Here is a 23,715-nt window from a genome sequence, read left to right on the forward strand (position 1 = left end):
CTTGCCCTTCTTTTTTCCCGCCTGCGGTCACTGTGAAAGCTGAGATCATCAGCGTCGGCACCGAATTGCTGCTCGGCGAAATCGTGGATACCAATGCGGCGTTCGTGGCCCGCGAACTGTCGCTGCGCGGCGTGACCTTGCAGCGCAAAGCCACCGTCGGTGACAACTTGGAGCGCATCAGCGGCCTCATTCGGGAATCGCTTTCCCGCGCCGACTTGGTGATTTTGGGCGGCGGCCTCGGCCCCACCGACGACGACCTGACCCGTGAGGGCATTGCCGCAGTCGCCCACGAGACGCCTGCTGAAGACCCCGAGTTGCTGGCCTGGCTCAGCAATCTGTTTACTTCGCGCGAGCGCACGATGGCCCCAATCAACCGCAAGCAGGCCTGGCTGATTCCCTCGGCCTCAGCGCTGCCCAACCCACTCGGCACCGCGCCGGGCTGGTTTGTGACGCTGCCGCAGGGGCACGAATTTGCCGGAAAACGGATTGCGGCCCTGCCCGGCCCGCCCCGCGAGATGAACCGCATGTTCAGAGAAGAACTGCTGCCCCGCCTGAACCTTCCCACTTGGGCCTTTTACGCGGTCACGCTCCACACGTCGGGCATCGGTGAGAGCGATGTGGCCACCCATTTGGGCGACCTGACCAAAATCGCCAATCCCAGCGTGGCTACCTACGCCCGCAAAACCGGAACCGACGTGCGGGTGGCCGCCAGTGCCAAGAGCGCTGAGGAAGCGCGGCAGCTGGCCGAACCTGTCCTAGCGCAGGCCCGCACCGCTTTGGGCCGCTACATTTGGGCCGAAGAAAAAACCGGCGACCCGCCCGCCACCCTTGCGGGCGCAGTCATCAAGCTGCTGGCTGGACGGAGCCTCGGCTTAGTGGAAGCAGGCAGCGGCGGCACTTTGGCCCTTCAATTTGCCGGCGCTGCTGCTCTTAAAGGAGCCGCCATCTCGGACGATCACGCCACTTTGCTGACGCTCGGCCTGACGCCGATCACCCTTTCCAGAGACGGAGCGTGTAGCGAAGCCGCCGCACTGGAACTCGCTCACGGCGCACGCGAGCGGTTTGGAACCGGGATAGGCCTAAGCGTCTGCGCCGCCGCCGAGGGTGAGCAGCAAGGCCAAGTGGCGATTGCCATCGTGGGCGAGGGCTTAGAGCGCGTCGCCTCGGTCAATTGGCCGGGCGACGCCGGGCAAGTCCGCGAGCGGGCCGCCAGCACCGCGCTGAACTTGGCATTTCGGGCGCTGAGTGCAGCCGAAGCCGATCAAACGCAAGCGGGCCAAACCCAAGCCAACCAGACTCAGGCGGGTCAGCGATGAGCAAGCCGCAGAAGAAAGGCCAACCGCTGAAGCTGAGAGCCGCGCCACGCCGCCCCACTGAACGCCCAGCCGAGCCCAATCTGTCCCAGGCCAATGCATCCCAGGCTGCTGAACCGAGCGCTTATAAAGAGACGCCGCCCGAGCCTCAACACAGCCAGCCCAGCCGCCCACCCCAGCGCAGTGAACGAAGTGAGCGCCCAGCCGCCCAGAAACCACGTCCAACCGGGCCCGCCGGCGATAAGCGTCCTCGCAGCAAACCGACTCGGGACGCGCCCGTTTACGATACCCACCAAGCCAACCTGCGCCTCTTTTTTGCCCTCAAAGTGCCGCCGGAAGTCGCCGAGCAGCTTGCCACGGCCCAAAAGAACTTGCGCGGCAATTGGCGCTCAGTGCGGGCCGATCAGTTGCATGTGACGCTGGCGTATCTGCCCGGCGTTGACCCAGCCAAAATAGACGCCCTCAAGAAACTGGGCGAGCAAGTGGCCGCACAAACCGCACCGCTGAGCCTCAAGCTGCGCGGCACCGGGTATTTTCCCAACGAAGGCAGCCCCCGCGTCTGGTTTGTCAAAGTGGAAGCCGAGGGGCTGGAAGAATTGGCCGCTGCGCTGCGCCTTGGCCTTACGGAACTGGGGGTGGACACCGACAACCTCGCCTTCAAAGCCCACATTACCCTGGCCCGCAAGAAGGGCGCAGCTCCCCGCTTGCCGCCCAAAATTTTTGACCTCGGCTGGGATGCGGGCGCGGTGACGCTTTACCGCAGCCACCTCCAAAAGACTGGGCCGATCTACGAGAACTTGGCGATGTTTAAGTTGCGCGGCGAATTTCGTGCTACCATTATGTCCAGTGCTGAATCTACTCCAGACATAACCGCCGACATTGCATCTGCACCAAGCCAACTCGATCTGCCAACCGATCTGTCCCCGGAGGACACCCCATGAGCAAAGAAAACCCCAAAGAGACTTCCGCCCCCAACAACGAAGCCGAGCGCACCAAAGCCATCGACACCGCCATGAGCCAGATCGAAAAGCAGTTCGGCAAGGGCAGCATCGTGCGGCTGGGAGCCAACACCAAGCTCGACATCCAGGTGATCAGCACCGGCAGCCTCAGCTTGGACTTGGCGCTGGGCGTGGGCGGCATTCCGCGTGGGCGCGTCACCGAGATTTACGGCCCCGAGTCCGGCGGCAAAACCACTTTGGCGCTGGCGATCATTGCTCAGGCCCAAAAAGCCGGCGGCACGGCGGCCTTCATTGACGCCGAACACGCCCTCGATCCGGTGTATGCCCGTGCGCTGGGCGTGGACACCGACGCTCTGCTGGTGTCGCAGCCCGATAACGGCGAGCAGGCGCTGGAAATCATGGAACTGCTGGTGCGCTCGGGAGCCATTGACGTGGTTGTCGTGGACTCGGTGGCCGCGCTGACCCCCCGCGCCGAAATCGAGGGCGACATGGGCGACTCTCTGCCCGGCCTGCAAGCGAGATTGATGTCGCAGGCTCTCCGCAAATTGACGGCCATTTTATCCAAGACCGGTACCGCCGCCATTTTTATCAATCAGGTGCGCGAGAAGATCGGCGTGATGTACGGCAATCCGGAAACCACCACTGGTGGGCGGGCGCTCAAATTTTACTCCTCGGTGCGCTTAGATGTCCGCAAAATCGGCCAGCCCACTAAAGTCGGCAACGACGCGGTGGCCAACACCGTCAAAATCAAGACCGTTAAAAACAAAGTCGCCGCGCCGTTTAAAGAAGTGGAATTGTCGCTGGTGTTCGGCAAAGGCTTTGACCAGCTCACCGACCTCATTACCTTGGCCGCCGATATGGACATCGTGAAAAAGGCGGGCAGCTTTTACAGCTACAACGAAGAGCGCATCGGGCAGGGCAAGGAAAAAGCCATTGCTTACATTGCCGAGCGCCCTGAACTCGAAAAAGAAATCCGTGAGCGCGTAACGGCGGCCATTAAAGCGGGCAATACCAAAGAAGTGGCCAAGCCCGCCGCACCGGAAGCTGAATTGGCAGTGGCGGAGTAAAAGCAGTGTCAGAGTAAAAAAGTTAAAGGAAAAGGGCAGCGGCGCGAGTCGCTGCTCTTTTTTTGTCGGCTGGCCAGAGGGCCGCTAAACTGCTGCCATGACCCCTGAAGCCACCCTAACGCCCGAGGCTTGGGCACGCGCCCTGAGAATTGACCCGCAGCCGCCCTACACACCGCACATCGGGGCGTTGGTGGAAATGCTGAGCTACACCCGCCTGACCACCCTGCAAGCGGTGGAGGGCCTAGACAAGCAGGATTTGGACACCACTTACGACGACTTTCCGCACTCCATCGCCATGCTGCTCGGCCACCTGGCCGCCGTGGAGCGGGCTTATCAGTACATCAGCTTTGAGAATCTGGACCCTTTCGCGGGCGACGTACCGGCTTATGACCGCTACCTCGGCGCGATGACGTTTGGCGAACACGGCCTCGCGGTGCGGCGCTTTCAGCTCAAAGAACTGCTGGATGAACTGGCCGACGTCCGTGCCGAAACATTGCGCGAGCTGGGCAAGCGCGATGACGCGTGGCTGAGTCAGCGCCTGAGTTTGCCCGAAATGACCGATATGAACCACCACTGGGTCTGGTTTCACGTGTTGGAAGAAGAACTCAGCGACAGGGGCCAGATTCGCCTGCTGCGGCAAGCCATCTTGCGGGCGCAGACTACTGAAGCAAGCCCGCCAGATTTAGCGAATGAGTGAGGCGAACGCCGCCGCGTCGGCACCGATGATCACCGGCACCCCCGCTGTGTAAAGCAGTGCAGCGACGTCTTGGCTGCGCGGCGGCCCCGACACGTCCCGAATGGCGATGCCCAGCACCTTGCCGGGGTGCGACTTGGCAAAGGCGGTATACACTTCGGGGTCTTTCTGGGCGGTGTCGCCGATCAGCAAGAACTGGCCGGGCAAGTCGGCGGCCAACTCATTGAGCGATTGGGTTTTGTGTTGAGTGGAGTGCAGCAAGGTCTGAGCGTCCAGCGCCCTCAGCAACAGTGGGCCTTCCGGCAATCCCCGCGCCGGCAGCACCGAGCGCAAAAAATCGCTGAGGCCCAGAGGGCTGTTGGAGAGGTAAACGAGAGAGTAGCCCCGCGCCGCAAAACTGTTGTAAAGCGGAGCGATGTCGGGGAAAGCTGCCCGGTTGCTGACGGTGGCTCCGAGGAAAGTGGAGACTGAACTTCGCTTCCCTGCCCCAGTGATCAGCACCGTGTCGTCCAGGTCGCTGATCACCGTCACAGGCGCGTCGGACAAGCTGGGAATGTTGGGCGTCACCTCTTCCCCACTCGCCAAGCTGACTTTGACGGCTCCAGTCGCCTTCAGTTCACAGCGGGCGTGGCCACCCTGATCGGTGATCACGTTGAGGCTTTGCTCGCCCACCTGACACACCACGCCTATGCCCGCCGCGCCCTGAGGCAGCAAACGGGCGATGTTTTGCAGCACGGCTGGCCCACCGCCGCGCCAAGCGTCGTAAGCGTCCACCTGAATACTGAGGTGGGTGGCCCGCGTAGAGGCCCAGCCCGCCACCGACAACGTGTGGGCAGGCGCGGCGAGGGCAACAGGCAGAGACAAAGCAGATACGGACAAGCAGAGCAAAGCGGCGGCGCGAATCATGCTTCAGCTTAAAGGGCCAAAGGAACCAAACGGTAAAGCAGGCCAAACAGTTTCAGCCTACCCGCCCAAACACTGCACTTACGGATGTACGGTCACCGTCAGTTGGCCGTCTGCGCCGCGCTTGCCTTGCTGGGCCAACACGTCCACGGTGTACTGCTGCGTGGGCGTGTTGGCCGCAGCGCTGAGCCGCATGGTGGCAGTGGTGTTGGCCACCACTTCCTGCGGCGCGATGACGGCGCTCAGCACGCTGGGCAGCAGCTGGGCACTGAGTTTGACGGGGCCGAGCTCCGCTTGAAAACCGCCGGGCCGCACCGTCACTTCAATGGTCTGGCCGGGCCGCAGCGTCACTTCCGGAAGTCTGCCGCCCGACGGCGTGCCGAACACCACATAACCGCCCGCGCAGCCCACGGTACGCAGTTCGCTGATATCGCGCACCCCCAGCCCCAACGCCGGAAACAGCGAAGAAATCGCCAGCCCCAACCCCAATGCCGGACGCCGCTGACGGCTGATCTGCTGCGCTGCCAGCGCAATGCCCCCCGGCCCCAAAATGAGCGGCGGCAACAGCGCCAGCACGGTATGGCCCTCACAGGCCGGCAGCAGCGCGTATCCAACCGTCCTCACCACCAGATACAGCAGTGAGCCGAGCAAAAATCCAGCCAGCGTAAGCTGGTAAGACGGGCGGGGCGGGCGCAGCAAAGTCATGAGGCTTAAGCTAGCGCGGCGGGTGGGGTACGGGTGTCCACTCCCTCATCCTCAGCGCCCCCGATTTATTCAGCGCTCTTCTTGCGCCAAATCCACCAAGCGCGTCACCAACTCGGCGTAGCTCAGGCCCGCCGCTTCCCACAACTTGGGATACATGCTGGTGGTGGTAAAGCCCGGCATGGTGTTGACTTCGTTGAGGTACAGCTCCCCAGTTTCTTCGACGTAGAAAAAGTCGATGCGGGCCAGTCCGGCACAGTCGAGTGCTTTGAACGCGGTGAGAGCCAACTCACGCACACGGGCGGCGACTTCAGCAGGCACCGGAGCGGGAATGTGCATACTGGCCTGCCCCTCGGTGTATTTGGTGGTGTAGTCGTAAAAGAGCGCTTCGAAACGCAGCTCCCCGACTGGGCTGGCCTGCGGAGCGTCATTGCCCAAGATGCCCACTTCCAGTTCACGCGGCTTGTGGGAGGCGGCGGCTTCCAAAATCACCCGGCGATCTAAGGAAAAAGCCAGATCGAGAGCCGCTTCCAAGTCCTCCGGGCCAGCGGCGCGGCTGATGCCCACCGAACTGCCCAAGTTGGCGGGCTTCACGAATTGGGGGTAGCCCAACGACCCTGCGGCGATCCGCACACTTTCGGGAGCGCTGCGCCACGCTTGACGGGTCACCAGGCGGTACTCCACCTGCGGCACGCCCACCGAAGCCAGCACCTGTTTGGTCATCACCTTGTCCATGCTGGCAGCGCTGCCCAGCACGCCCGAGCCCACGTAGGCCGCGCCAGTCAACGTCAAAAAGCCCTGCACCGTGCCGTCCTCGCCGTTGGGGCCGTGCAGCAGCGGCCAGATCACATCGAAGCCCGCCACTTCGTAAGGGCGCAGCTCACTTGAAACCGGAGCCGCCGAGTCCTGAGCGCCGCCCAGCACCCGCGCCGTGTCTGCCCGCCCCAGCCAGCGGCCTGCCGCGTCAATGACCAGCGGCGTCACTTCAAAGTGTGACGCCGGCAAAGCGGCCAGTACACTCTGGGCACTCATCAAGCTGACGGCATGTTCACCACTTTGGCCGCCGCACAGCAGCAGGACGCGAGTCTTTTGGGGGGCAGTGGTTTCAGGTTGGGGGGAAAAGGGAGGCACACTCACGCCCGGCAGTATGCCAGTTTGGAGCCGCACAGCAGCGCAACGGCGTGCCGACATCAACTGAGCAAGGTTTCGTCTGAGCTTATCGTGTGTATCATGCTCCTCATACTCATGACACACATGCCAATCGTGACACGGGCTGCGGACGTGTCAGGCAGGCATCAGCGTTCGGCGGGCTTTCTCATCTTGGACTGAGTTCACCATCATACATTCGTCTAGATGTTGGGTTATGATGCGCGGGTCTACACATGATCTTCACTCCTCACCTCGGTCACTCACTGCGGTGAATCAAAGGAGAGATCAGCCCCTATTTTGGAGGAGAACACATGAAACTGAAGCACACCATGTTGCTCACGGCCCTGCTACTCGGCTCGGCTGCTTTTGCCGCCACGCCCAAAGACACGCTGGTACTCCAGCAGTCCAACGACACCCCCACGCTCGATCCGACGGCCAATTACGACACCGGCAGCGCCAACATGATCGAGAACATGTACGAAACCCTCTGGACTTACAAAGGCAACAGCCTGCGCGAATTCACGCCGCTGCTGGCCACCAAAGTGCCCACCTTTACCAACGGCGGCAAAACGCTGACGGTTGATCTGCGCAAGAATGTCAAGTTTCACTCCGGCAACGCTTTTAGCTGCGACGACGCTCAGTACACCTTTGAGCGCAATCTGGTGACCAACAGCGCTGAATCCGGCAACTGGTTTCTGGCCGAGGCGCTGACCGGCACCCAGTCCAACGCCAACGACGACAAGACCGTGACTTGGGACAAGATCAACAAAGCAGTCGCTTGCAACAGCAAAGGCCAATTGGTCTTCACCTTACCCAAAGCCGACCCCGCATTCCTCGCCAAGCTGGCCTTCTCGGGTCAGAGCATCCTCGATAAGCAGTGGGCCATCAAGCAGGGCGAATGGGACGGCACCGAGAAGACCTGGAAAGACTGGGTCGGCAAGGACGTTCAGGGCAGCAACCTCTCCAAGAACCCCAGCGGCACCGGCCCTTACCAGCTGGTCAACCGTGACGCCAACGCCCTGCTGTTCAAGGCCTTCGCCGGGTACTGGGGTGGCAAGCCCGCCATCCAGAACGTGATCGTGCAAAAGATTCCTGAACTCGCCGCTCGCCAGCAAGCTTTCCTGCGCGGCGACGCCGATTTGATTGAAGCCGGCAGCCGCGCCAACATCGAAGAGCAGCTCAAAGGCAAGCCCGGTGTGGTCATCGTGGACGGCCTGCCCAACACCACCGCCACCGGCATCTTCATGAACGAGAACATCAAAGCCAGTGACGCGCTGGGCAGCGGCAAGCTCGACGGCAACGGCATTCCCGCCAACTTCTTCAGCGACGCCAACTTGCGCCGGGGCTTTGCCAACTCGTTTAACTACGCTCAGTACATCCAAGACGTGCAGCAGGGCAAGGGCAAGCAGCGCACCATGTTGCTCCCCGATTCGTTCCCCGGCTACGACGCCAAAATCAAAACCTACAGCTACGACGCGGCCAAAGCCAAGAGCTACTTCCAAAAAGCCTGGGGCGGCAATGTCTGGAAGACCGGCTTTACCCTGAACGCCGATTACCGCGCCGGAAGCGTGGCCGCACAAACGGCCATGGAAATCCTCAAGAAGAACGTGGAAGCGCTCAACCCCAAATTCAAGATCAACATCAAGGCCAAGCAGTGGTCGGAAATGCTCAACGACTCCAAGCAGGGTAAAGAGCCGATGATCATTATCGGTTGGGCACCTGATTACGCCGACGCCGATAACTTCATGTACACCTTCTACTCCAGCAACGGCTACTACTTCCCGCGCAGCAACTGGAAAGACGCCGCTGTGGACAAGTGGCTCGATCAGGCCCGCGCCACTGTCAACACCGCCGAGCGCAACAAGCTCTACTCGCAGGTCGCCAACCGCGCCTATGAGCAGGCCCCCTACTTGCTGGTGCCCGCAGGCGTCAATGTCTTCGCGGTGCGCGACAACCTCGTCGGCGCAACGGCAGCCAACTACAACCCGATGCTCGGTTCCAGCTCCCTTTACAACGGCTCGCCCTGGAAAGTTCTCAGCAAAAAGTAAGTCTCTCTTTTAGATTTTTAAGGTTAAAGGGGAGCGGACGGTGAAGAGCCGCCGCTCCTCCTTTTTGGTGTATGACTCTTTTTGGTGCGTGAAACGGCGCGAGGCGTAGACGGTGTGGCCTTCACATCGGCGTGAGTTTCCCGTGTTCTTCTATGCACATTGAGCAAATAGGCGTACGTTAGGGAGCAATTATGGATGATTTCTCAAAAAAGCCGACCGGCTTAAGGAGCAGCGGTGCTTAATTTCATTATTCGGCGCGTCGCTCAGATCCCTTTGGTAATGCTGGCCCTCTCACTGCTGCTGTTCGTGATTATCTTTCAGCTCACGCCCGAGCAGCGGGCAGCAGGTTACATCCGCAGCGAGCAGCAAGCCGCGCAGATGGACTCCATCATCCGCCAGCGCGGACTCGACAAGCCCTTTCCGATTCAGTACAGCAAATGGCTGGCCTCCACCGTGCAGGGCGACCTGGGCTTCTCACGCACCAGCAGCAAGCCGGTTCTCGACACTATCAAGGAGCGGCTGCCCAGCACCATCGAGCTCTCACTCTACGCCGGCATCCCGATTGTGCTGCTGGGCATTTGGCTGGGCACCCTTTCGGCGCTCAACAAAGACCGCTTCGTCGATCAGTTTCTGCGGGTCATCGCGGTGTTGGGCACCAGCTTACCGAGTTTCGTGCTGGGCATCGTGCTGCTTAAATTTCTGTACGGTTCTTTGGGCTGGCTGCCGGGGCCGGGGCAGGTGGACGTGCTCAACCAGTTCGCTGTGCTCGACCCGACCTTCAAGCACTACACCGGCATGCTCAGCATCGACGCCATGCTCAATGGCCGCTGGGCCGTGGCGGGCGACGTGCTGCGCCACTTGGTGATGCCAGTGCTCACACTGGTGATTATCTTCAGCGCCAATATCCTCAAGGTGATGCGGGCGCAGATGCTCGAAACCCTGACCAGCGATTATGTCAGGACTGCCCGAGCTAAGGGGCTGGGCAGCAAAGCGGTCAACCTCAAGCACGCCCGGCGCAATGCGCTCTTGCCCATCGTGACGCTGACCGGCTTCGTGGCCATCAACTTGCTGGCCGGCGCGATCATCACCGAAACGATCTTCGCTTATCCCGGCGTGGGGCAGTGGGTCGGGGACGCCGCCCGCAACCTCGACATCTCCGCCGTGATGGGCTTCGCGCTGCTCTCCGCCGTGATCGTAGTGGTCATCAGCACCCTCACCGATCTCTTTTACGGGGTGGTGGATCCGCGTGTGCGCTTTGACTAAGCTGCTCCCCTTAAGACCAACCCACCCAAACTTCTGTAAGGCGGCAACTCTATGACAACCATCCCCGCGCCCAAACCCGCAGCCACGCCGGGCCGCCTCAAGTCGTTTTTCACTTCACGTCCGGTTGTCAAGTTGCGCCGCAACAAGCTGGCCGTCGTCGGCCTGATCATGACTTTTATTTTTCTGATGGTGGCTTTGTTTGCGCCGTTTATCGCTGCGCCCAGCCAAGCGGCGGGCGGCAACTGTCTAAGAGACTTGGGCATCTCACAGACCAATCAAATCTACAATCCGGCGAGCGGGGCCTTCTGGAAGATCTTGTTCGCCGCGCCGGACAGCTGCTACCACACCGAGCGCGAGAGCTTTTCGCCGATTCCCACGCCGCCGAGCAAGGAAGCCTACTTCGGCACTTCGCAGGGCTACGACATCTTTTACGGCATGATCTGGGGCACCCGCGTGATGATGAAAATGGGCCTGGTCATCGTGGCAATTACCCTGATCACCGGCATCATCGTGGGATCGATCAGCGGCTATTACGGCGGCTGGATCGACAACGTGGTGCAGCGCTTCATTGACGTGATGCTCTCGCTGCCGTCCTTGGTGCTCACCATCGTGCTGATTACCGTGCTGGGAGCCAGCATCAGCAGCATTATTCTGGCGTTTTGCCTCACCGGCTGGACCCAGTACGCCCGCATCGTGCGCGGCGACATTCTCAGAACGCGCAACCTCGAATTCGTAGACGCTGCCCGCAGCTTGGGCGCACGCGACTTTCGGCTGATCTTCAAGCATGTGCTGCCCAACTCGCTGGCTTCGGTGCTCACCATCGCCATTTTGGACTTGGGCACCATTCCGCTCAGCATCGCCGCGCTGTCCTTTCTGGGCATCGGACTGCCGATCGGCTACACCGACTGGGGCCAGTTCATGAGCTTTGCCCGGGCCTGGATGGACAACCAATACTGGTACGTGACCGTGCTGCCCGCCGTGTTCATCATTTTGTTCAGCCTCGGCTGGAACCTCTTTGGTGACGCAGTGCGCGACGCTTTTGACCCGCGCACCCGCTGAAGAAAGCGCCCAAACTGCCCTACCAAGATTGTCACTAATCCCCCCAACGTAGGGGGGTTTTTTGATGTGTCAGACAACATAAAACCCACATCAATTCTGCACATGGACGGCGCAGAATGTCGGCAATGAAAACCCGCTTGCTGCTGTTGGCTCTGGCCCTAAGTGCTTCCTCGGTGGCGCTCTCGCAATCTACGGCGCACCCGGCGGCGTCACTGAGTCCGTCCAGCCGTGATGTGTCGACGCCCAAGGCAGCGGGACACGCCGATGCGCCCTCAGAGGCCCAGAACCTGTTCAACGACGTCAACGACCTGATTCAGCAGCAGTACGGCGGCCTTAGCACTGTAGACCGCCCGGCCCTCACCGCCGAGTATCAGCTGCGCTTAGAGGCCGTCTGCGCTCCTGATCCGCGAAGCTGCGCCGCCGAGAAAGCCTTTCCGGTGCTGTCGGCAGAAGTCAATGCACTGGGCGACGAACACAGCTTTTTTGAAACCCCCGAAGATTTCGGTGACTTCGTGACCAGCGCAACCGGCGGCAACCGCTTGCAATTCGGGGTGCGTCTGGCCACCCTCGACGGTGAGAGCCGTTTGGTGCTGGACGTGATTCCCGGCAGCGCCAGCCAAGACGCGGGCCTGATGCGCGGCGACGTGCTCAAAACTATTGACGGTCAGCCGTACACCTTCGCGGGCCTGAAAGCCGCCAAGGAAGCCGGCAAGCCGACCACCTTGAACTTGGAGCGGCTGGGCCAGCCGGTAACCGTTACGCTGACCTCGCGTGAAAGCAGCTCACGCGATTTGCCGCGCCTGAGCTACCTGCCCGCGCCCGAGGGCCAAAGCGGTCAGATCGCCCTGCTGAGAATCCCCACCTTTTTGTCGGGCGGCAACGTGGCCCAGACCGTTCACGACGAGGTGCGGGCAGCGCAGGCCAAAAAAGCAGCCGGGATCATCGTGGATTTGCGCGGCAACACCGGCGGCGACCTCAGCGAGTGCGACGGCTCGGTGAGCGCCTTTGTGCCGACCTTTACCCGCCTCGCCAAGCTGGCGCAGGGCTCGAGCCGCACGGTGGTGCGCGGCGGAGCACGCCTGGACGACGGCCGCATCCGCAGCAGCGTGCAGAGTCCGGCGCTGTGGACTGGCCCCCTGACCGTGATGGTCGACAGCGGCAGCGCGTCATGCAGCGAATTTTTTGCTTACGAGATGCAGTACGCCAAGCGGGCCACCATCATCGGTGAAGCGACGGCGGGCGTGGGCAACACCGCCACCCGCGTCTTTCCTTTGGGCAGCGGCGCGGGCTTGCAACTGACCATCCTCAACTACACCAAACCCGACGGCACGCCCTATCCGGTGCGGGTCAAGCCCGACGTGAGCGGCAGCACTGATCTCGCGGCGCTGAGTAGGGGCAGCGACACTTTGCTCAGTGCCGCCGCCCAGACCCTTAAAACGGCCCCGGTGCTGGTCGCGGGCAATGACACCGACACCACCACTAGCAACTGAGCAGGAGGAGTATTTGGGCAGTGGTTGGGCAGTTCAGCGCTTGTAGACTTTGAAACGGGCGGTGAGATCAAAGGTGACGCAGGGCGCTTCACCCGCGTAGATGGGCGCGGCGCAGACGGTCAACTTGCCGCCCGCGCCGAGGGTGTCGGGCACCTTTTCGCCGGCCAGATCAGAGAGCTTGACGAACTTGGCCACCAATTCGAGGTGGCCGTAGCCTTTTGAATCCACGGCCAAATGCAGCGGGTCAGCGCCAGGATTGACCAGCGGTGCGAGCGGCAGCCACTGGGTTTTTCCACCGTCCTTAACGCCCGCTTCCTTGACAAACAAACTGGCCGAGACGCGGGGAATCACAAAAAAAGTTCTGCGGCCCGGCCAGCGCTCACGCAGCGCCAGAGGCAGAAGCAATTTACACTGGCTGTACTGTTCGTCGGGCAGCACGAAATCCACTCGGATCGCCTTGAAATAGCTGTCGGTACACACCAAGCTGATTTTTTCGCGGGGCACCGTGAAGGTGGCGGCTTGGGCCGAGGTGGGCAGGAGCGTGAGCAGCAACGCGGCCAGCCAAAGACGAGCAGGTTTATTCATGGCACTCCTCAGTGTTCGGAAAGTGAGTCAGTGTTCAGAAAGTGGATTGTTACTGACTGCTAGCGGATGAGTTGAGCCTCCACTGTGTCGGTGGGCGGGTTGTACTGACAACTGAACTCGGCGCGGCCAGAGAAATTGGAGCTGGACTCCACCCAGCCGTCCCAGCGTTTGCCGTCGGTGTTGGCGGTGATTTGCTGGGCCGCTTCGGCGTCGGCGGGAAACTGGGCGGCGAGCTGGCCGAGTTGATTAAGCAGCTCATGTTTACAGCGCTCGATCAAGGCGCTGGAAGCGACGCCGCCCGACAGATCATCGGGGGCAGCGGGTTGCCGAAAGACCAAGAAAACCGCTGAGGCCCCCGCCCACACCACCAGCCCCGCCAGCAGCCAGCCCCAGCGCGTCGTCCCTGCCCGCTGAGCCGCCCGCACTTCGGCGCGGTAAGCCGCCTGTGCTTGCTGGTGGGCCACGCGCTCCTGCTCAGCCCGCTCGGCGTCAGCCAAGGCCGTTTCCTCCGCTAGAATTTGCCGCTTCTCCTCCTGGCTCAGCACACTCTTAGAGTAGCAAGATACTCACTTGAGTATGATGAGTTTATGGCTCAAGACGAATGAGCTGAATACAACAAAAGAGCCTACCGGGGTGGCAGGCTCTGCTGGTCAAGCTCAGTTCTCTTTCGAGCTTACTTGGCGTACTCGGTGGCCCGCAACTCTCTGACCACGGTCACCTGAACTTGTCCTGGATATTCCATATCCTGCTCGACTCGCCCGGCAATCTCGCGGGCCAGCAAGACGGCTTGGGCATCCGACACGCGGTCTGGTTCGACGATCACGCGCACCTCGCGCCCAGCTTGAATGGCGTAGGCCGAGTTGACTCCGGGAAACGACACGGCGATCTGCTCCAAGGCTTCAAGCCGCTTGATGTAGCTCTCCAGCTCTTCGCGCCTCGCACCGGGCCGGGCCGCGCTGATGGCGTCGGCGGCGGCGACGAGCACCGAATAAAGCGTCTCGCCGTTTTCCGGGTCGTGGTGGTGGGCAATCGCGTCGATGACTTCCAAAGGCTCCGAGAAGCGGCGGCCCAAATTGACACCGATCTCGACGTGGGTGCCCTCGATCTCGCGGTCGATGCTTTTGCCCACATCGTGCATCAGTCCGGCGCGGCGGGCCAGGGCCGCATCCAAGCCCAGCTCGGCGGCCATGATGCCGGTCAGGTGCGCCACCTGTACCGAGTGCTTCAGCACATTCTGGCCGTAACTGGTGCGGAAATACATCCGCCCAAGCAGCTGCATGATGCCGGGCTTGAGGCCGACCACACCCGCTTCGATAGCGGCTTCTTCGCCTTGGGTGTGAATAAAGGCTTTCATTTCATCTTGAGCTTTATGCACCATCTCTTCGATGCGGGTGGGGTGAATCCGCCCGTCTTGAACCAAGCCTTCGAGGACGTGCTTGGCAACTTCGCGGCGCACCGGGTTGAACGAACTGAGAATCACCGCTTCGGGCGTGTCGTCAATGATCAGGTCTACGCCGGTCAGGCTTTCAAAGGCGCGAATGTTGCGCCCTTCGCGCCCGATGATGCGGCCTTTCATGGCGTCCGACGGAATCGGCACCACGCTGACGCTCATGGCCGCCGAAGTCTCGGAGGCGCTGCGCTGAATGGCCTGCGCGATGACGTGGCGGGCAGTACGCTTGGCGTCCAAGCTGGCCCGCTCGGTCATGGCCTTGACCCGGATGGCTTTTTCTTCTTCCAACTCGGCGTCGAGGTGCGTGAGAATTTGCTCTCTGGCCTGCTCTTCGCTGAGGCCCGCGACCTCGTAGAGCTTGAGCTCGGCGTGCCTGATTTTGTCTTGGAGGGCCGCTTCGTCGGCGTCGAGGCGCTGCTGGTGGTGTTCGAGCCGCTCTTCGTGCTGATCGAGTTTGTCGCCGCGTGCGTCGAGCTGCTCGGCGCGGCGGTTGAGCCGCTCAATTTCGCGGCCCAAGTCCTCGCGCTCGCGGCGGGTGTCGGCCCGCTCGACTTTGAGGCTCTCGCGCTCGCGGGCGGCGTCCTGAATGAGTTGATCGCGCTGGGTCGTGGCCTGAGCCACCATCTGCGCGGCGCGGTCGGAGGCGTCTTGAACGAGTTTGCTGGCGTCTTTGCTGGCGTCGCTGCGCTGGCGCTCGGCGTCTTGTCGGCTGCGGGCGGCCTCGGCCTCGGCGTCTTGGCGCAGGCGTCCGGTTTCGGCCAGTGTCGCGCTGCGAACGCGCTCGGCCTCTACCTTGGCTTCTTGCACGGCGCTGTTATCAAGCGCCTGACGCTGCTGCCGACCACGCGGAAATCCAATCACGTAGCCGCCAAACAAACCCACCAAGACACCGAGAATGACATACATCAAGGTCATACTGGCTCCTTTGGGATTTTGCCTTGCTGCCTTGCGGCGGGTTTTTCGGCCTTCCTCCTGCATTCAACTGCGCGGCCCACCGGCCCCTCTCTTAACGAAGTCCTGAGTGGAAAGAAGCGAAATTTGAGCGGCGAAGTGGACAAACCCACCGAAGACATTCCTGCGGCGCTTCTCACTGCTGCCTTCCCTGAACAAGCGGTCAGCTCCGGCGAAGAGCGCCTTAAACTGGTTTGAGAAAAGCGAGTCCAAACAAAAAGGGAACTGGACTCAGAGAGCAGTCTAGTACGGATTGAGGCTGCCCCCCCGCCGAGCGTTACACAACTTGCACACGAACCGGGCTTTGCTGTAGATCAGCCGGTGCTGCTTAGTGGCCGCCCGCTATCATGCGGCCATGACGCCTGCTGACTCCGACTTCGCTGCGGCCCGCTTACGCCCCAACCGCCCGAACACCGAAATCCCCCTTGTCGGTGACAAGCAGGACAAAGCCGCCGACGTGCAGCGGATGTTTGCCGACATCGCCCCGCGCTACGACCTGCTCAACCGCGTGCTGAGTTTGGGCGTCGACAAAAGTTGGCGGCGGGCGGCGGCCAGCGAAGCTTTGCTGCTCCATCCAGCGCGGCTGCTCGACGTGGCCACCGGAACCGGCGACTTCGCCTTGGAGCTCAAGCGCCGCTCGCCGCACACCGAGGTGATCGCCTCGGATTTCGTGCCGCAAATGCTGGAGATCGGACGCAAAAAAGCGGGCGGCCAGCACCTCGAGATCAGCTTTGAGGAAGGCGACGCTCTCAATCTCCCCTACCCCGACGCCAGCTTCGAGAGCCTGACCTGCGCTTTCGGCTTCCGCAACTTCGCCGATTATCAGCGCGGCCTCGCCGAGTTTTGGCGGGTTCTTAGGCCCGGCGGCAGATTGGTGATTCTGGAGTTTCCGCCACCTGCCGAGGGACTGTTTGGATTGGCTTTCCGCTTTTACTTCCAGCACATCTTGCCGCGCATCGGAGCAGTGGTCAGCGGCAACGGCGGCGCGTACACCTACTTGCCCGAAAGCGTACTGGCTTTTCCCGACCCGCCCCACCTGGCGCGGCTGATGCACGCCACCGGCTTCCGGGTGCGCTATCGCCTGCTCAGCGGGGGCATCGCGGCCATTCACGTGGGCACAAAAATCTAAGCCAAAAATGCAGACGTAAACTTTTTCAGAATGTAGGCGGCACGGCCTGACGGCTGTTGTCTGCGGCGATGCGGTTGACCTGAAAGGCCATTCGGCCCGCGCCGAAAACCGGCGAGCCGCCGATGGTGCCCAGCGCTTGCCCGCGCACGACCCTCGCGCCCACGTCCACGCTGGGAGCGTCGAGGCCGATGTAAGCGGTGGCCAAGCTGGCACTGTGCTCGATCAGCACCACCCAGCCGAGGCTGGCGTAATTGGTGACGGCCAGCACGTTGCCGCCCTGTGCGGCCACCGCCTGACTGCCTTCCGGGGCGCTGATGACTGTCCACGGCACCGATACCGAGAAGTTGGCCACCACGACCCCGCCCGGAAGCGGAAAGCCCAGCGGCCCACTGGCGGGCGGCAGCGGCGCGAGCTCAATACTGGCCTGCTGCTGCTGCGCCTGAATCTGGCTGGCCCGAGTTCGCAAGCTGGCTTGCTCCTGCGCGTTGGCCGCCGCCCGCTGCTGGCTGGCCCGCTGCTCAGCGGCGGCTGAGGCCTGCGCCGCCGCTTGTGCCTGGGCACGCTGGAGAGCAGCTTGGCGCAGAGCTTCTTGCCTCTGGGCTTCACGGATAGCGGCGAGGCGGGCGGCTTCCTGACGGGCACGTTCCTGCGCTTCACGGATGCGGCGCAGCTCCTCGGCGCGGCGCACGCGCTCGGCTTCGATGCGCCGCCGCCGATCTTGCTCGATGCGGCTGCGCTCCGAGACGATATTGCCCACCAAACTGTTGATGCTCTGGGCGGTGAGGGCTTGCTGGGCCTGCGTTTGCAGCGCCAGCGCCTGCTTGCCCGCCTGCGTTTGTTGCAGCCGCGCCACCAGGGCTTGCTGCTGGCTCCGGGCGTCACGCAACTTGGTGAGCTGAGCGAGTTGCTGGGCACGTAAATCTTGCAGCTGGGCGGTTTGGGCGGCTTGTTCGGCTTGCTGGGCTTGCAAGCTCAGGCGCTGGCTTCTGAGTTCTTCAATTACCGCCACGTTGTGCTGGCCGCTCATGTTGGCGTAGCGGGCGCGAATCACCAGATCTGACAAGCTGTTGGCTTGGTTGATCAAGCGCAAATACTGGCCGCTGCGCTCGCGGTAAAGCAGCTCAAGGAGCTGGCGCACATCGGCTTGCAAGCGGGCCACCTGCTCGGAGGTGCGCGAAACCTGCGTTTTGGTTTGCGCCAAGTCGGCAATGGCCGCCCGGATGGTTTGTTCCAGCTTGAGTTTCTGGTTTTGCAGCCCCGCGATTTGGTTTTCTAGGCGGTCAATTTGGCCCAGCACATCTTTTTGCTGAGCGCTGAGCGAGGCGATGTTTTGGCGCAGGCTTTCGAGCTGCTTTTTTTGGTCGGCGCTGAGCTGCTTCTGGCCGGAAAGCTGCTGCTGAAGACGCTGCAACTTTTGGCTGGTGGTGGACAGGCCCAAGTTGTAGGGATCGGGCAGCGTGGGCAGCGGCTGGGCAGAGAGTAGCGGTGACGGCTGGACAGCAGCAGGCGAACCGAGACTGTTTTTCGCCGCCGGACTGTTCTTTGCCGTGCCCTGACTCAGCCCAGCTTGAACCAAAACCAAGCCAGTCAGCAGCGCGGCAACGGCGGCGGGCCGGTTGCTCATTCCAGTTCCCGCAGATAGCGCTGCGTGGCAAACACGCTGCCCGCCAGCCCGACCAGCACGCCCAGCAGCAGCAGGCCGATCAGCACCGGCGAAACGGTGGGCAGATCGGTGATGATCGGCAGCACCGGCACCAGCTCCTGCACCCGCAGAGAGAGTTGCAAGTAGCTGGGGGCCAGCAGCGCCGAGGCGATCAGGCCCGCCAGCAAGCCCAGCAGCACGCCCTCGATCAGGTGCGGAGCGCGGATGAAAGCGCGGGTGGCTCCCAAGAGGCGCATCACGAAGATTTCGCTGCGGCGGGCATAGATGGCGACCCGCACGGCGCTGAGGATATTGAAAAGGGTACCGATCAGCAGCAGGCCCACCAAGGTGTATCCGGCCCCGCGCACGGCGCTGAGCGTCTTGACCGTTTGATCCACGTAACCCGCACCGTATTCCACGTCCACGACTCCCGGCAGAGCGCGAACTTGCTCGGCCACCGCCCGCGAGTCTTCGACTCGGGCAACCCGGAGCCGCAAGGTATCGGGAAACGGATTGCCCGCCAGCGTCGCGGCTTCCTCGGCATACGGGTAGTCGCGGCTCATTTCGCTCAGCACTTTGGCTTTGCTGACGAGCTGCACCTCAGTGACCTGCGGCTGATCGCGCACGGCTTTGGTCAGCGCGGCGGTGTCGGCTCCGTCACTCAGGAAGGCGGCGATTTCCACTTGCGATTCGAGCTGCGCCAGCGTGCGGTCGACGTTGAGGGTCAGCAGCACCACGAAGCCCAGCATCAGCAGCGTCAGGGTCATGGTGATCAGGGTGGAGAGGGTGGCGGTGAAGTTGCCGCGCATTTGCAGCAGGGCCTCGCGCAAATGAAAGCTCATAGCGCGTAGCCGCCGTAAGGGTCGTCACGCACCAGTTTGCCTCTACGCAGGGTCAGGGTGCGGTGGCGAAACGTTTCCACGAGGTCGCGGGCGTGGGTGGCGACCAGCACCGTCGTGCCGCGCAAATTGACATTTTGCAAGACCTTGAGCACTTCACGGCTGTTGTCGGGGTCGAGGTTGCCGGTGGGTTCGTCGGCCAAGAGCAGCGGCGGGTCGCCGACAATGGCGCGGGCAATCGCGACGCGCTGCTGCTCACCCTGCGAGAGTTGCACCGGCAGGGCGTGCTTTTTGTGTTCAAGGCCCACCGTCCTGAGCGCTCCGCCGACCCGTGTGGCCCACTCGCGCCTCGGCACTCCGGTGACGCGCAGGGCGAACGCCACGTTGTCCTGGGCGCTCAGGTGCGGCAGCAGCAAATTGTCTTGAAAGACCATCCCGATGCGGCGGCGCAGGGTGGAGGTGCGCCCGCCCTTGTAGCGGTTGAGGGCCTCGCCCGCCACCAAGACCTCGCCGCGTGTGGGCAAATGGCGCTTGATAATCAGGTTCATAAAGCTGCTCTTGCCCGCGCCGCTTTGCCCGACCAGATAGACGAACTCACCTTTGCCCACAAACAGGTGCACGTCGTCGAGCGCCAGCGTGCGGGTCACGGGGTATTCCAAACTGACGCTGCGAAATTCAATCATCGGAAAACGGGCCGCCCAGCAGTGAAGTCAGGCGTGAAGTACTTGAGTGGAGGAAGGATCATAAACGCGCACAGCATAGCTTAAGAGCAGATGAATGTGACCGAAACGCGGCTCATGAGAGCGCCGGGCAGCCGCGCCGCCAATACCATTGCAGGCTACAGAGCCGCTCCAAACCCGGCATCAATGTCACCTTTAGCTTAGCCAAACTTCACCTGCTGCCGCTATGCTGAGTGGGTGAGAAAACGAATTTTACTCGTCTCAGGCGCACTTGCCGCCACCGCCGCCGTGGGCTACGCGCAGTTTGCGACCTACACCACCGCCGACATCACCAAAACCACCGACGGCAAAGCCTTCGTGCAACTGTTCGGCGCACTTCACCAGCTGTATCTCAGGCCGCTGGACGACGGCAAGCTGATGAGCGGAGCCATAAAAGGCATGATCGCCTCACTGAACGACGAATTTACCTACTACGAAGAGCCGCAGGACAACCAGACCAGTCAGGAAAACCTCAGCGGCGAGTTTTTTGGCATCGGCATTCAGCTGACTGCCGCCAACACCGACGGCACTGGAGCCAAAGTCGATACCGTCTTCAAGACCGGCTCGGCCATTCAGGGTGGGGTGCAGACCGGCGACATCTTCCTTAAAATTGGCGACAAAGACGTGACGGCCATGAGCCTGAACGACGTGGTGAGATTGGTGCGCGGCGAAAAAGGCACTAAAGTCAACATCACCTTTGGGCGCGGCAAATCCACTTACGCCGTGGCGCTGGAGCGTCAGCCGGTCACCATTATCAGCGTGGAGCAGACTATGCTGCCGAATAACGTCGGCTACATCGCGCTCAACACCTTTTTCAGCGAGAAGGTCAACGAGCAGTTCTCGGCGGCCGTGCAGAGCATGAACAAAAAAGGCGTCAAGAAACTGATTCTCGATTTGCGCGATAACGGCGGCGGGCTGCTCTCGTCGGGCGTGTTCGTGGCCGATCAATTTTTGCAAAAAGGCCCGATTGTCTCACTGCGCGACGGCAAAGGCAAAACCACCGTCTACGACACCGCCAAGGCCCAGCCCACCGATTACACCGGCCAACTGGTGCTGCTGATCAACAAAAACAGCGCCTCGGCCAGCGAGATCGTGGCCGGAGCCTTACAGGACACCAAGCGGGCCACCATCGTCGGTGAAACCAGCTTCGGCAAGGGCGTGGCCCAGACACCCGTGCAACTGGTCAACGGCGCGGAGGTCAGGATCGTGGCCAACGAGTGGCTGACTCCCAATGGCCGCCAGATTCAGAAAAAAGGCATCACGCCGGACATCAAAGTGGACGACAACCGCCGCCCCATTCCGCTCAACTTTACTGGCAGCGGCGTCAAGGCCGGCACCAAGCTGACGCTGAATGTCAGCGGCAAGCCGGTGGACGTGGTGGCCGACAAAGACGGCAAGTTTACCTACATCGCCCCGCCTGCTCCGCAGACCCGCAGTGCCGAGCAAGGCGTAGCAGTGGTCGATCCGGCCAAGGACGCCGAGCTGGCGGCGGCCCTCAAGCAGTTTAAGTAAAGGGGAATCTGAAGGAAGACCTCCCTGGCCCTCTTCCTCTCCATTAAGCTCAGCCCAGCAACAAGCGCCGCCCCCACAGCACGGGGCGGCGCTTCATTTTGAGCAGCCCTCTGCCGTGCGGCGCAAAATCACGTACACTGAGCGGCACATGAGCGCCGTTATTCACTTGCAAGCGTTGGGGCTGACCGAATACGAGGCCCGCGCCTACACTGCGCTGCTGGCGCTTGGCCGGGCGGTGCCTGCCCGCGTGGCCCGGCAAGCCGGTATCCCGAGGCCCAAGATTTACGAAACCTTGGAGCGCCTAGAAGGGCGTGGCCTGGCCACCAAAGTCGGGCAAAACCCGTTGGAATACGCGCCCCTCTCGGCCCGCGAGTATCTGGCCCGCGCCCGCCGATCGTTTGATGACCGGCTCGGCGCACTTGACCGCGATCTCTCGCGCCTCGCACCCGACCCCGCGCCCGAAGCGGTCTATCACCTCTACGGCGAAGCGGCGATTACCGCCATCTGCGAAGACCTGACCCTCAACGCCCGCGCCAGCGTCATCATGGCGGGCAGCGCGGCGCTGCTGGAGCGCTTAGAGCGCCTGACTCCGCGCGGCGTCAAGGTCAGTCAGGCGTCACTGGTGGGCCTGCCGAGCGTGGCCGCCACCGGGCAGAGCGCCTTCTTGCTGGCCCGCGACGGTGAAGCGGCCATCATCGCCCACTTCATTGAAGACGGCGAAATCGGTGAGGCGCACGGCGTTCACACCCATAATCCGGTAATCGTGCATTTGATCGAAGGCTACGTGCATTTGGCAGAGCAGCATCAGGGACGAGCGAAAAAGAGTAAGGACGTACAGAAAGAATAAACCTCAATTGAGTACAGCGTTTGATGGATGGGCAGTGCAGGAAAATGCGAGAAGCGCGAGAAGATCAATTGATCTCGCCATTGTCTTACAAGCTGCGGCCCTCACTCCACTTCAAAGCCCGCATCCCGCAGGCGCTGGCCCGCACTGCTGGCCGCTTCACCCACCACCCGCATCACAAATTCGCGCTGGCCCTGCGCCGCCCCACTGGTGGCCAGCGAAATGATGTTGCTGGGCTGCACCGCCCGGGCGGCTTGCTCCAAACTGCCGGGCACGTCCGGTAAGCGCAGATACAGCCGCTGACCGCCTTCGTCTTGGCCGAGCGTGTGGGTAAAGGCCTCAAGCACGTCGCCCACCGTCAGGATGCCGCACAGCCGCTGCCGGTCGTCCAAGACGGGCAAGCCGCCGACGCCGCGCTGGCGCATCCGCAAGGCGGCGTCTTCCATGTATTCGCCGACTTGGGCCGTCAAGACGGGCTTGGCCATCATCTCGCCCACCGTCAGTTTGCTGAGCAAAAAATTGATTTCCCAAATGCTGAGAGTGGCGGCTTTGCTGGGCACCGCGTCCCTGAGGTCTTTGCGGGTGGTGATACCGATCAGACCGCCACCTTCGTCCACCACCGGCAGCCGCCGAAAGCCGCGCTGGCTCAGCGAATTGAGGGCTTCCATCACCGGGGTGGTGGGCAGCACGGTGAAGGGGTCGGGGGTCATCCAATCGCGCACCAACATACCCAGCATTCTAGAGGGCGGGCCGGGCAAGTGACGCTGGGCTGACTCACACCTTCACGAAGCTCAAAAATGACCATGCTAGCTTGCTGTTCATGAAGCGCACCCTCAAGCTCAGTCTGCTCGCTCCCGCCCTCCTCGTCGGCGGTTTCGCTCTCGGCAGCCTCACGCCCCACGCCCAAACTGCGCCGCAAAAAATCGCTTTTGTCGATGTGGCCCAGGTTCTTAAAGCCCACCCCGATAACGCCGCCGTAGTGGCACTCAAAGCCAAGGCCGACGCCGAACTCAAGCCGCTGAGCGACCAGATTCAGGCGCTTCAGGCCCAGGGAGCCAAAATCAGCGCCGCCGACAAAGACAAGCTGGCCCAGCTCAGCGCGACGATCAGCAGCAAAGCCAAAGACTACGACAGCCAAATTCAGGTTAAAGTCAAGCCCATCACCGAAGCGGTCGACACCGCCGTGAGCGCGGCTGCCAAAGCCAACGGCGTGGCCGTGGTGATGGACGCAGCGACGGCTCAGGGCTTGGTGGTTTTTGCCGATCCCAGCACCGATTTGACCGACGCGGTCAAAACCATAGTCGCCAAGAAATAATGCCGCGCAGATAAGTCAGCAGACTTCCATTCAGCACTTTGATATTCCAACAACTCGACAGGCGGCCCGACAAACAGTGTTT

At 61.9% G+C, this 23,715-nt stretch carries 22 protein-coding genes; 12 read left to right on the top strand and 10 right to left on the bottom strand.

Annotated features, from left to right (window positions below; translation table 11 throughout):
• The first annotated feature begins 32 nt into the window (after positions 1–32).
• The 4 genes from FNU79_RS08625 (at position 33) to FNU79_RS08640 (ending at position 4,036) form a co-directional block, all read left to right on the top strand.
• The gene (locus tag FNU79_RS08625) at positions 33–1,316 is read left to right on the top strand and encodes a CinA family nicotinamide mononucleotide deamidase-related protein (RefSeq protein WP_225429978.1); all 1,284 of its coding nucleotides are present in this window, start codon (positions 33–35) and stop codon (positions 1,314–1,316) included.
• Positions 1,313–2,254, top strand: a complete 942-nt coding sequence (gene thpR, locus FNU79_RS08630) for an RNA 2',3'-cyclic phosphodiesterase (protein WP_143720460.1) — start codon at positions 1,313–1,315, stop codon at positions 2,252–2,254. Before FNU79_RS08625 ends, thpR begins: the two co-directional genes overlap by 4 nt.
• Positions 2,251–3,339, top strand: coding sequence for a recombinase RecA (gene recA / locus FNU79_RS08635; protein WP_143720461.1), 1,089 nt, complete (start codon positions 2,251–2,253; stop codon positions 3,337–3,339). Before thpR ends, recA begins: the two co-directional genes overlap by 4 nt.
• Positions 3,340–3,436: 97 nt before the next feature.
• On the top strand, positions 3,437–4,036 hold the full coding sequence (locus FNU79_RS08640; protein ID WP_143720462.1) for a mycothiol transferase: 600 nt from the start codon (positions 3,437–3,439) through the stop codon (positions 4,034–4,036).
• Here the strand turns inward: FNU79_RS08640 and FNU79_RS08645 are convergent.
• From FNU79_RS08645 to FNU79_RS08655, 3 genes are all read right to left on the bottom strand, one after another.
• Entirely contained in the window at positions 4,022–4,939 is a 918-nt protein-coding gene (locus FNU79_RS08645; protein WP_143720463.1) for a phosphatase domain-containing protein, read from the bottom strand. The two genes, FNU79_RS08640 and FNU79_RS08645, sit on opposite strands and share 15 nt — an antisense overlap.
• A 78-nt stretch (positions 4,940–5,017) precedes the next feature.
• Positions 5,018–5,641, bottom strand: a complete 624-nt coding sequence (locus FNU79_RS08650) for a hypothetical protein (protein WP_143720464.1) — start codon at positions 5,639–5,641, stop codon at positions 5,018–5,020.
• Between the two features lie 69 nt (positions 5,642–5,710).
• Positions 5,711–6,670: a D-alanine--D-alanine ligase family protein gene (locus FNU79_RS08655; protein ID WP_404825780.1), complete on the bottom strand. Its 960-nt coding sequence runs from the start codon at positions 6,668–6,670 to the stop codon at positions 5,711–5,713.
• Positions 6,671–7,098: 428 nt separating this feature from the next.
• Here FNU79_RS08655 and FNU79_RS08660 point away from each other — a divergent pair, with 428 nt between their 5' ends.
• The 4 genes from FNU79_RS08660 to FNU79_RS19890 all read left to right on the top strand — a co-directional run bounded on the left by FNU79_RS08660 (position 7,099) and on the right by FNU79_RS19890 (position 12,647).
• Positions 7,099–8,835: an ABC transporter substrate-binding protein gene (locus FNU79_RS08660; protein ID WP_225429979.1), complete on the top strand. Its 1,737-nt coding sequence runs from the start codon at positions 7,099–7,101 to the stop codon at positions 8,833–8,835.
• Between the two features lie 234 nt (positions 8,836–9,069).
• Positions 9,070–10,098 carry an ABC transporter permease gene (locus tag FNU79_RS08665; RefSeq protein ID WP_124868652.1) on the top strand — a complete coding sequence of 343 codons (1,029 nt, stop codon included), beginning with the start codon at positions 9,070–9,072 and terminating at the stop codon, positions 10,096–10,098.
• A gap of 51 nt (positions 10,099–10,149) precedes the next feature.
• Positions 10,150–11,157, top strand: coding sequence for an ABC transporter permease (locus tag FNU79_RS08670; protein ID WP_143720466.1), 1,008 nt, complete (start codon positions 10,150–10,152; stop codon positions 11,155–11,157).
• Between the two features lie 125 nt (positions 11,158–11,282).
• Entirely contained in the window at positions 11,283–12,647 is a 1,365-nt protein-coding gene (locus tag FNU79_RS19890; RefSeq protein ID WP_143720467.1) for a S41 family peptidase, read from the top strand.
• Between the two features lie 33 nt (positions 12,648–12,680).
• Here the strand turns inward: FNU79_RS19890 and FNU79_RS08680 are convergent, their stop codons facing one another.
• The 3 genes from FNU79_RS08680 to rny all read right to left on the bottom strand — a co-directional run bounded on the left by FNU79_RS08680 (position 12,681) and on the right by rny (position 15,597).
• A complete protein-coding gene (locus FNU79_RS08680) occupies positions 12,681–13,232 on the bottom strand; it encodes a hypothetical protein (protein WP_143720468.1) in 552 nt (183 codons plus the stop codon).
• Positions 13,233–13,291: 59 nt separating this feature from the next.
• On the bottom strand, positions 13,292–13,777 hold the full coding sequence (locus tag FNU79_RS08685; protein WP_143720469.1) for a hypothetical protein: 486 nt from the start codon (positions 13,775–13,777) through the stop codon (positions 13,292–13,294).
• Between the two features lie 128 nt (positions 13,778–13,905).
• A complete protein-coding gene (rny, locus tag FNU79_RS08690) occupies positions 13,906–15,597 on the bottom strand; it encodes a ribonuclease Y (RefSeq protein ID WP_124868662.1) in 1,692 nt (563 codons plus the stop codon).
• A 391-nt stretch (positions 15,598–15,988) separates the two neighbouring features.
• Between rny and ubiE the strand changes: the two genes are divergently transcribed.
• Positions 15,989–16,762, top strand: coding sequence for a bifunctional demethylmenaquinone methyltransferase/2-methoxy-6-polyprenyl-1,4-benzoquinol methylase UbiE (gene ubiE, locus FNU79_RS08695; protein WP_143720470.1), 774 nt, complete (start codon positions 15,989–15,991; stop codon positions 16,760–16,762).
• A 25-nt stretch (positions 16,763–16,787) separates the two neighbouring features.
• Here the strand turns inward: ubiE and FNU79_RS08700 are convergent, their stop codons facing one another.
• From FNU79_RS08700 to ftsE, 3 genes are read right to left on the bottom strand one after another with little or no spacing between them, the layout of a single operon-like run.
• A complete protein-coding gene (locus FNU79_RS08700; RefSeq protein ID WP_143720471.1) occupies positions 16,788–18,386 on the bottom strand; it encodes a murein hydrolase activator EnvC family protein in 1,599 nt (532 codons plus the stop codon).
• Positions 18,383–19,246, bottom strand: a complete 864-nt coding sequence (locus FNU79_RS08705; protein ID WP_124868668.1) for a cell division protein FtsX — start codon at positions 19,244–19,246, stop codon at positions 18,383–18,385. The genes FNU79_RS08700 and FNU79_RS08705 overlap by 4 nt, the downstream gene beginning before the upstream one ends.
• A complete protein-coding gene (ftsE, locus tag FNU79_RS08710; protein WP_124868670.1) occupies positions 19,243–19,926 on the bottom strand; it encodes a cell division ATP-binding protein FtsE in 684 nt (227 codons plus the stop codon). The genes FNU79_RS08705 and ftsE overlap by 4 nt, the downstream gene beginning before the upstream one ends.
• Positions 19,927–20,160: 234 nt before the next feature.
• On the opposite strand from ftsE, the gene FNU79_RS08715 reads away from it, so the two are divergent.
• Both FNU79_RS08715 and FNU79_RS08720 read left to right on the top strand, forming a co-directional pair.
• The gene (locus FNU79_RS08715; protein ID WP_225429980.1) at positions 20,161–21,474 is read left to right on the top strand and encodes a S41 family peptidase; all 1,314 of its coding nucleotides are present in this window, start codon (positions 20,161–20,163) and stop codon (positions 21,472–21,474) included.
• 148 nt (positions 21,475–21,622) lie between these two features.
• Complete coding sequence (locus FNU79_RS08720; protein ID WP_143720472.1) at positions 21,623–22,321, top strand: TrmB family transcriptional regulator; 699 nt, start codon at positions 21,623–21,625, stop codon at positions 22,319–22,321.
• A 101-nt stretch (positions 22,322–22,422) separates the two neighbouring features.
• Here the strand turns inward: FNU79_RS08720 and FNU79_RS08725 are convergent, their stop codons facing one another.
• Positions 22,423–23,046, bottom strand: a complete 624-nt coding sequence (locus FNU79_RS08725; RefSeq protein ID WP_143720473.1) for a CBS domain-containing protein — start codon at positions 23,044–23,046, stop codon at positions 22,423–22,425.
• Positions 23,047–23,138: 92 nt separating this feature from the next.
• Here FNU79_RS08725 and FNU79_RS08730 point away from each other — a divergent pair, with 92 nt between their 5' ends.
• Entirely contained in the window at positions 23,139–23,633 is a 495-nt protein-coding gene (locus FNU79_RS08730) for an OmpH family outer membrane protein (RefSeq protein ID WP_143720474.1), read from the top strand.
• Positions 23,634–23,715 lie beyond the last annotated feature (82 nt).

Origin of the sequence: Deinococcus detaillensis, assembly GCF_007280555.1 — a bacterium.
GTDB lineage: Bacteria > Deinococcota > Deinococci > Deinococcales > Deinococcaceae > Deinococcus > Deinococcus detaillensis.

Excerpts from the sequence above, each read along its gene's own strand:
- FNU79_RS08670 (WP_143720466.1), top strand. The coding sequence starts at position 10,150 with ATGACAACCATCCCCGCGCCCAAACCCGCAGCCACGCCGGGCCGCCTC.
- thpR (WP_143720460.1), top strand. The coding sequence starts at position 1,313 with ATGAGCAAGCCGCAGAAGAAAGGCCAACCGCTGAAGCTGAGAGCCGCG.
- FNU79_RS08640 (WP_143720462.1), top strand. The coding sequence starts at position 3,437 with ATGACCCCTGAAGCCACCCTAACGCCCGAGGCTTGGGCACGCGCCCTG.
- FNU79_RS08680 (WP_143720468.1), bottom strand. The coding sequence starts at position 13,232 with ATGAATAAACCTGCTCGTCTTTGGCTGGCCGCGTTGCTGCTCACGCTC.
- FNU79_RS08720 (WP_143720472.1), top strand. The coding sequence starts at position 21,623 with ATGAGCGCCGTTATTCACTTGCAAGCGTTGGGGCTGACCGAATACGAG.
- FNU79_RS08660 (WP_225429979.1), top strand. The coding sequence starts at position 7,099 with ATGAAACTGAAGCACACCATGTTGCTCACGGCCCTGCTACTCGGCTCG.
- FNU79_RS08650 (WP_143720464.1), bottom strand. The coding sequence starts at position 5,641 with ATGACTTTGCTGCGCCCGCCCCGCCCGTCTTACCAGCTTACGCTGGCT.
- FNU79_RS08705 (WP_124868668.1), bottom strand. The coding sequence starts at position 19,246 with ATGAGCTTTCATTTGCGCGAGGCCCTGCTGCAAATGCGCGGCAACTTC.
- recA (WP_143720461.1), top strand. The coding sequence starts at position 2,251 with ATGAGCAAAGAAAACCCCAAAGAGACTTCCGCCCCCAACAACGAAGCC.
- FNU79_RS19890 (WP_143720467.1), top strand. The coding sequence starts at position 11,283 with ATGAAAACCCGCTTGCTGCTGTTGGCTCTGGCCCTAAGTGCTTCCTCG.
- FNU79_RS08725 (WP_143720473.1), bottom strand. The coding sequence starts at position 23,046 with ATGTTGGTGCGCGATTGGATGACCCCCGACCCCTTCACCGTGCTGCCC.
- rny (WP_124868662.1), bottom strand. The coding sequence starts at position 15,597 with ATGACCTTGATGTATGTCATTCTCGGTGTCTTGGTGGGTTTGTTTGGC.
- ubiE (WP_143720470.1), top strand. The coding sequence starts at position 15,989 with ATGACGCCTGCTGACTCCGACTTCGCTGCGGCCCGCTTACGCCCCAAC.
- FNU79_RS08645 (WP_143720463.1), bottom strand. The coding sequence starts at position 4,939 with ATGATTCGCGCCGCCGCTTTGCTCTGCTTGTCCGTATCTGCTTTGTCT.
- FNU79_RS08655 (WP_404825780.1), bottom strand. The coding sequence starts at position 6,670 with ATGAGTGCCCAGAGTGTACTGGCCGCTTTGCCGGCGTCACACTTTGAA.
- FNU79_RS08700 (WP_143720471.1), bottom strand. The coding sequence starts at position 18,386 with ATGAGCAACCGGCCCGCCGCCGTTGCCGCGCTGCTGACTGGCTTGGTT.
- ftsE (WP_124868670.1), bottom strand. The coding sequence starts at position 19,926 with ATGATTGAATTTCGCAGCGTCAGTTTGGAATACCCCGTGACCCGCACG.
- FNU79_RS08730 (WP_143720474.1), top strand. The coding sequence starts at position 23,139 with ATGAAGCGCACCCTCAAGCTCAGTCTGCTCGCTCCCGCCCTCCTCGTC.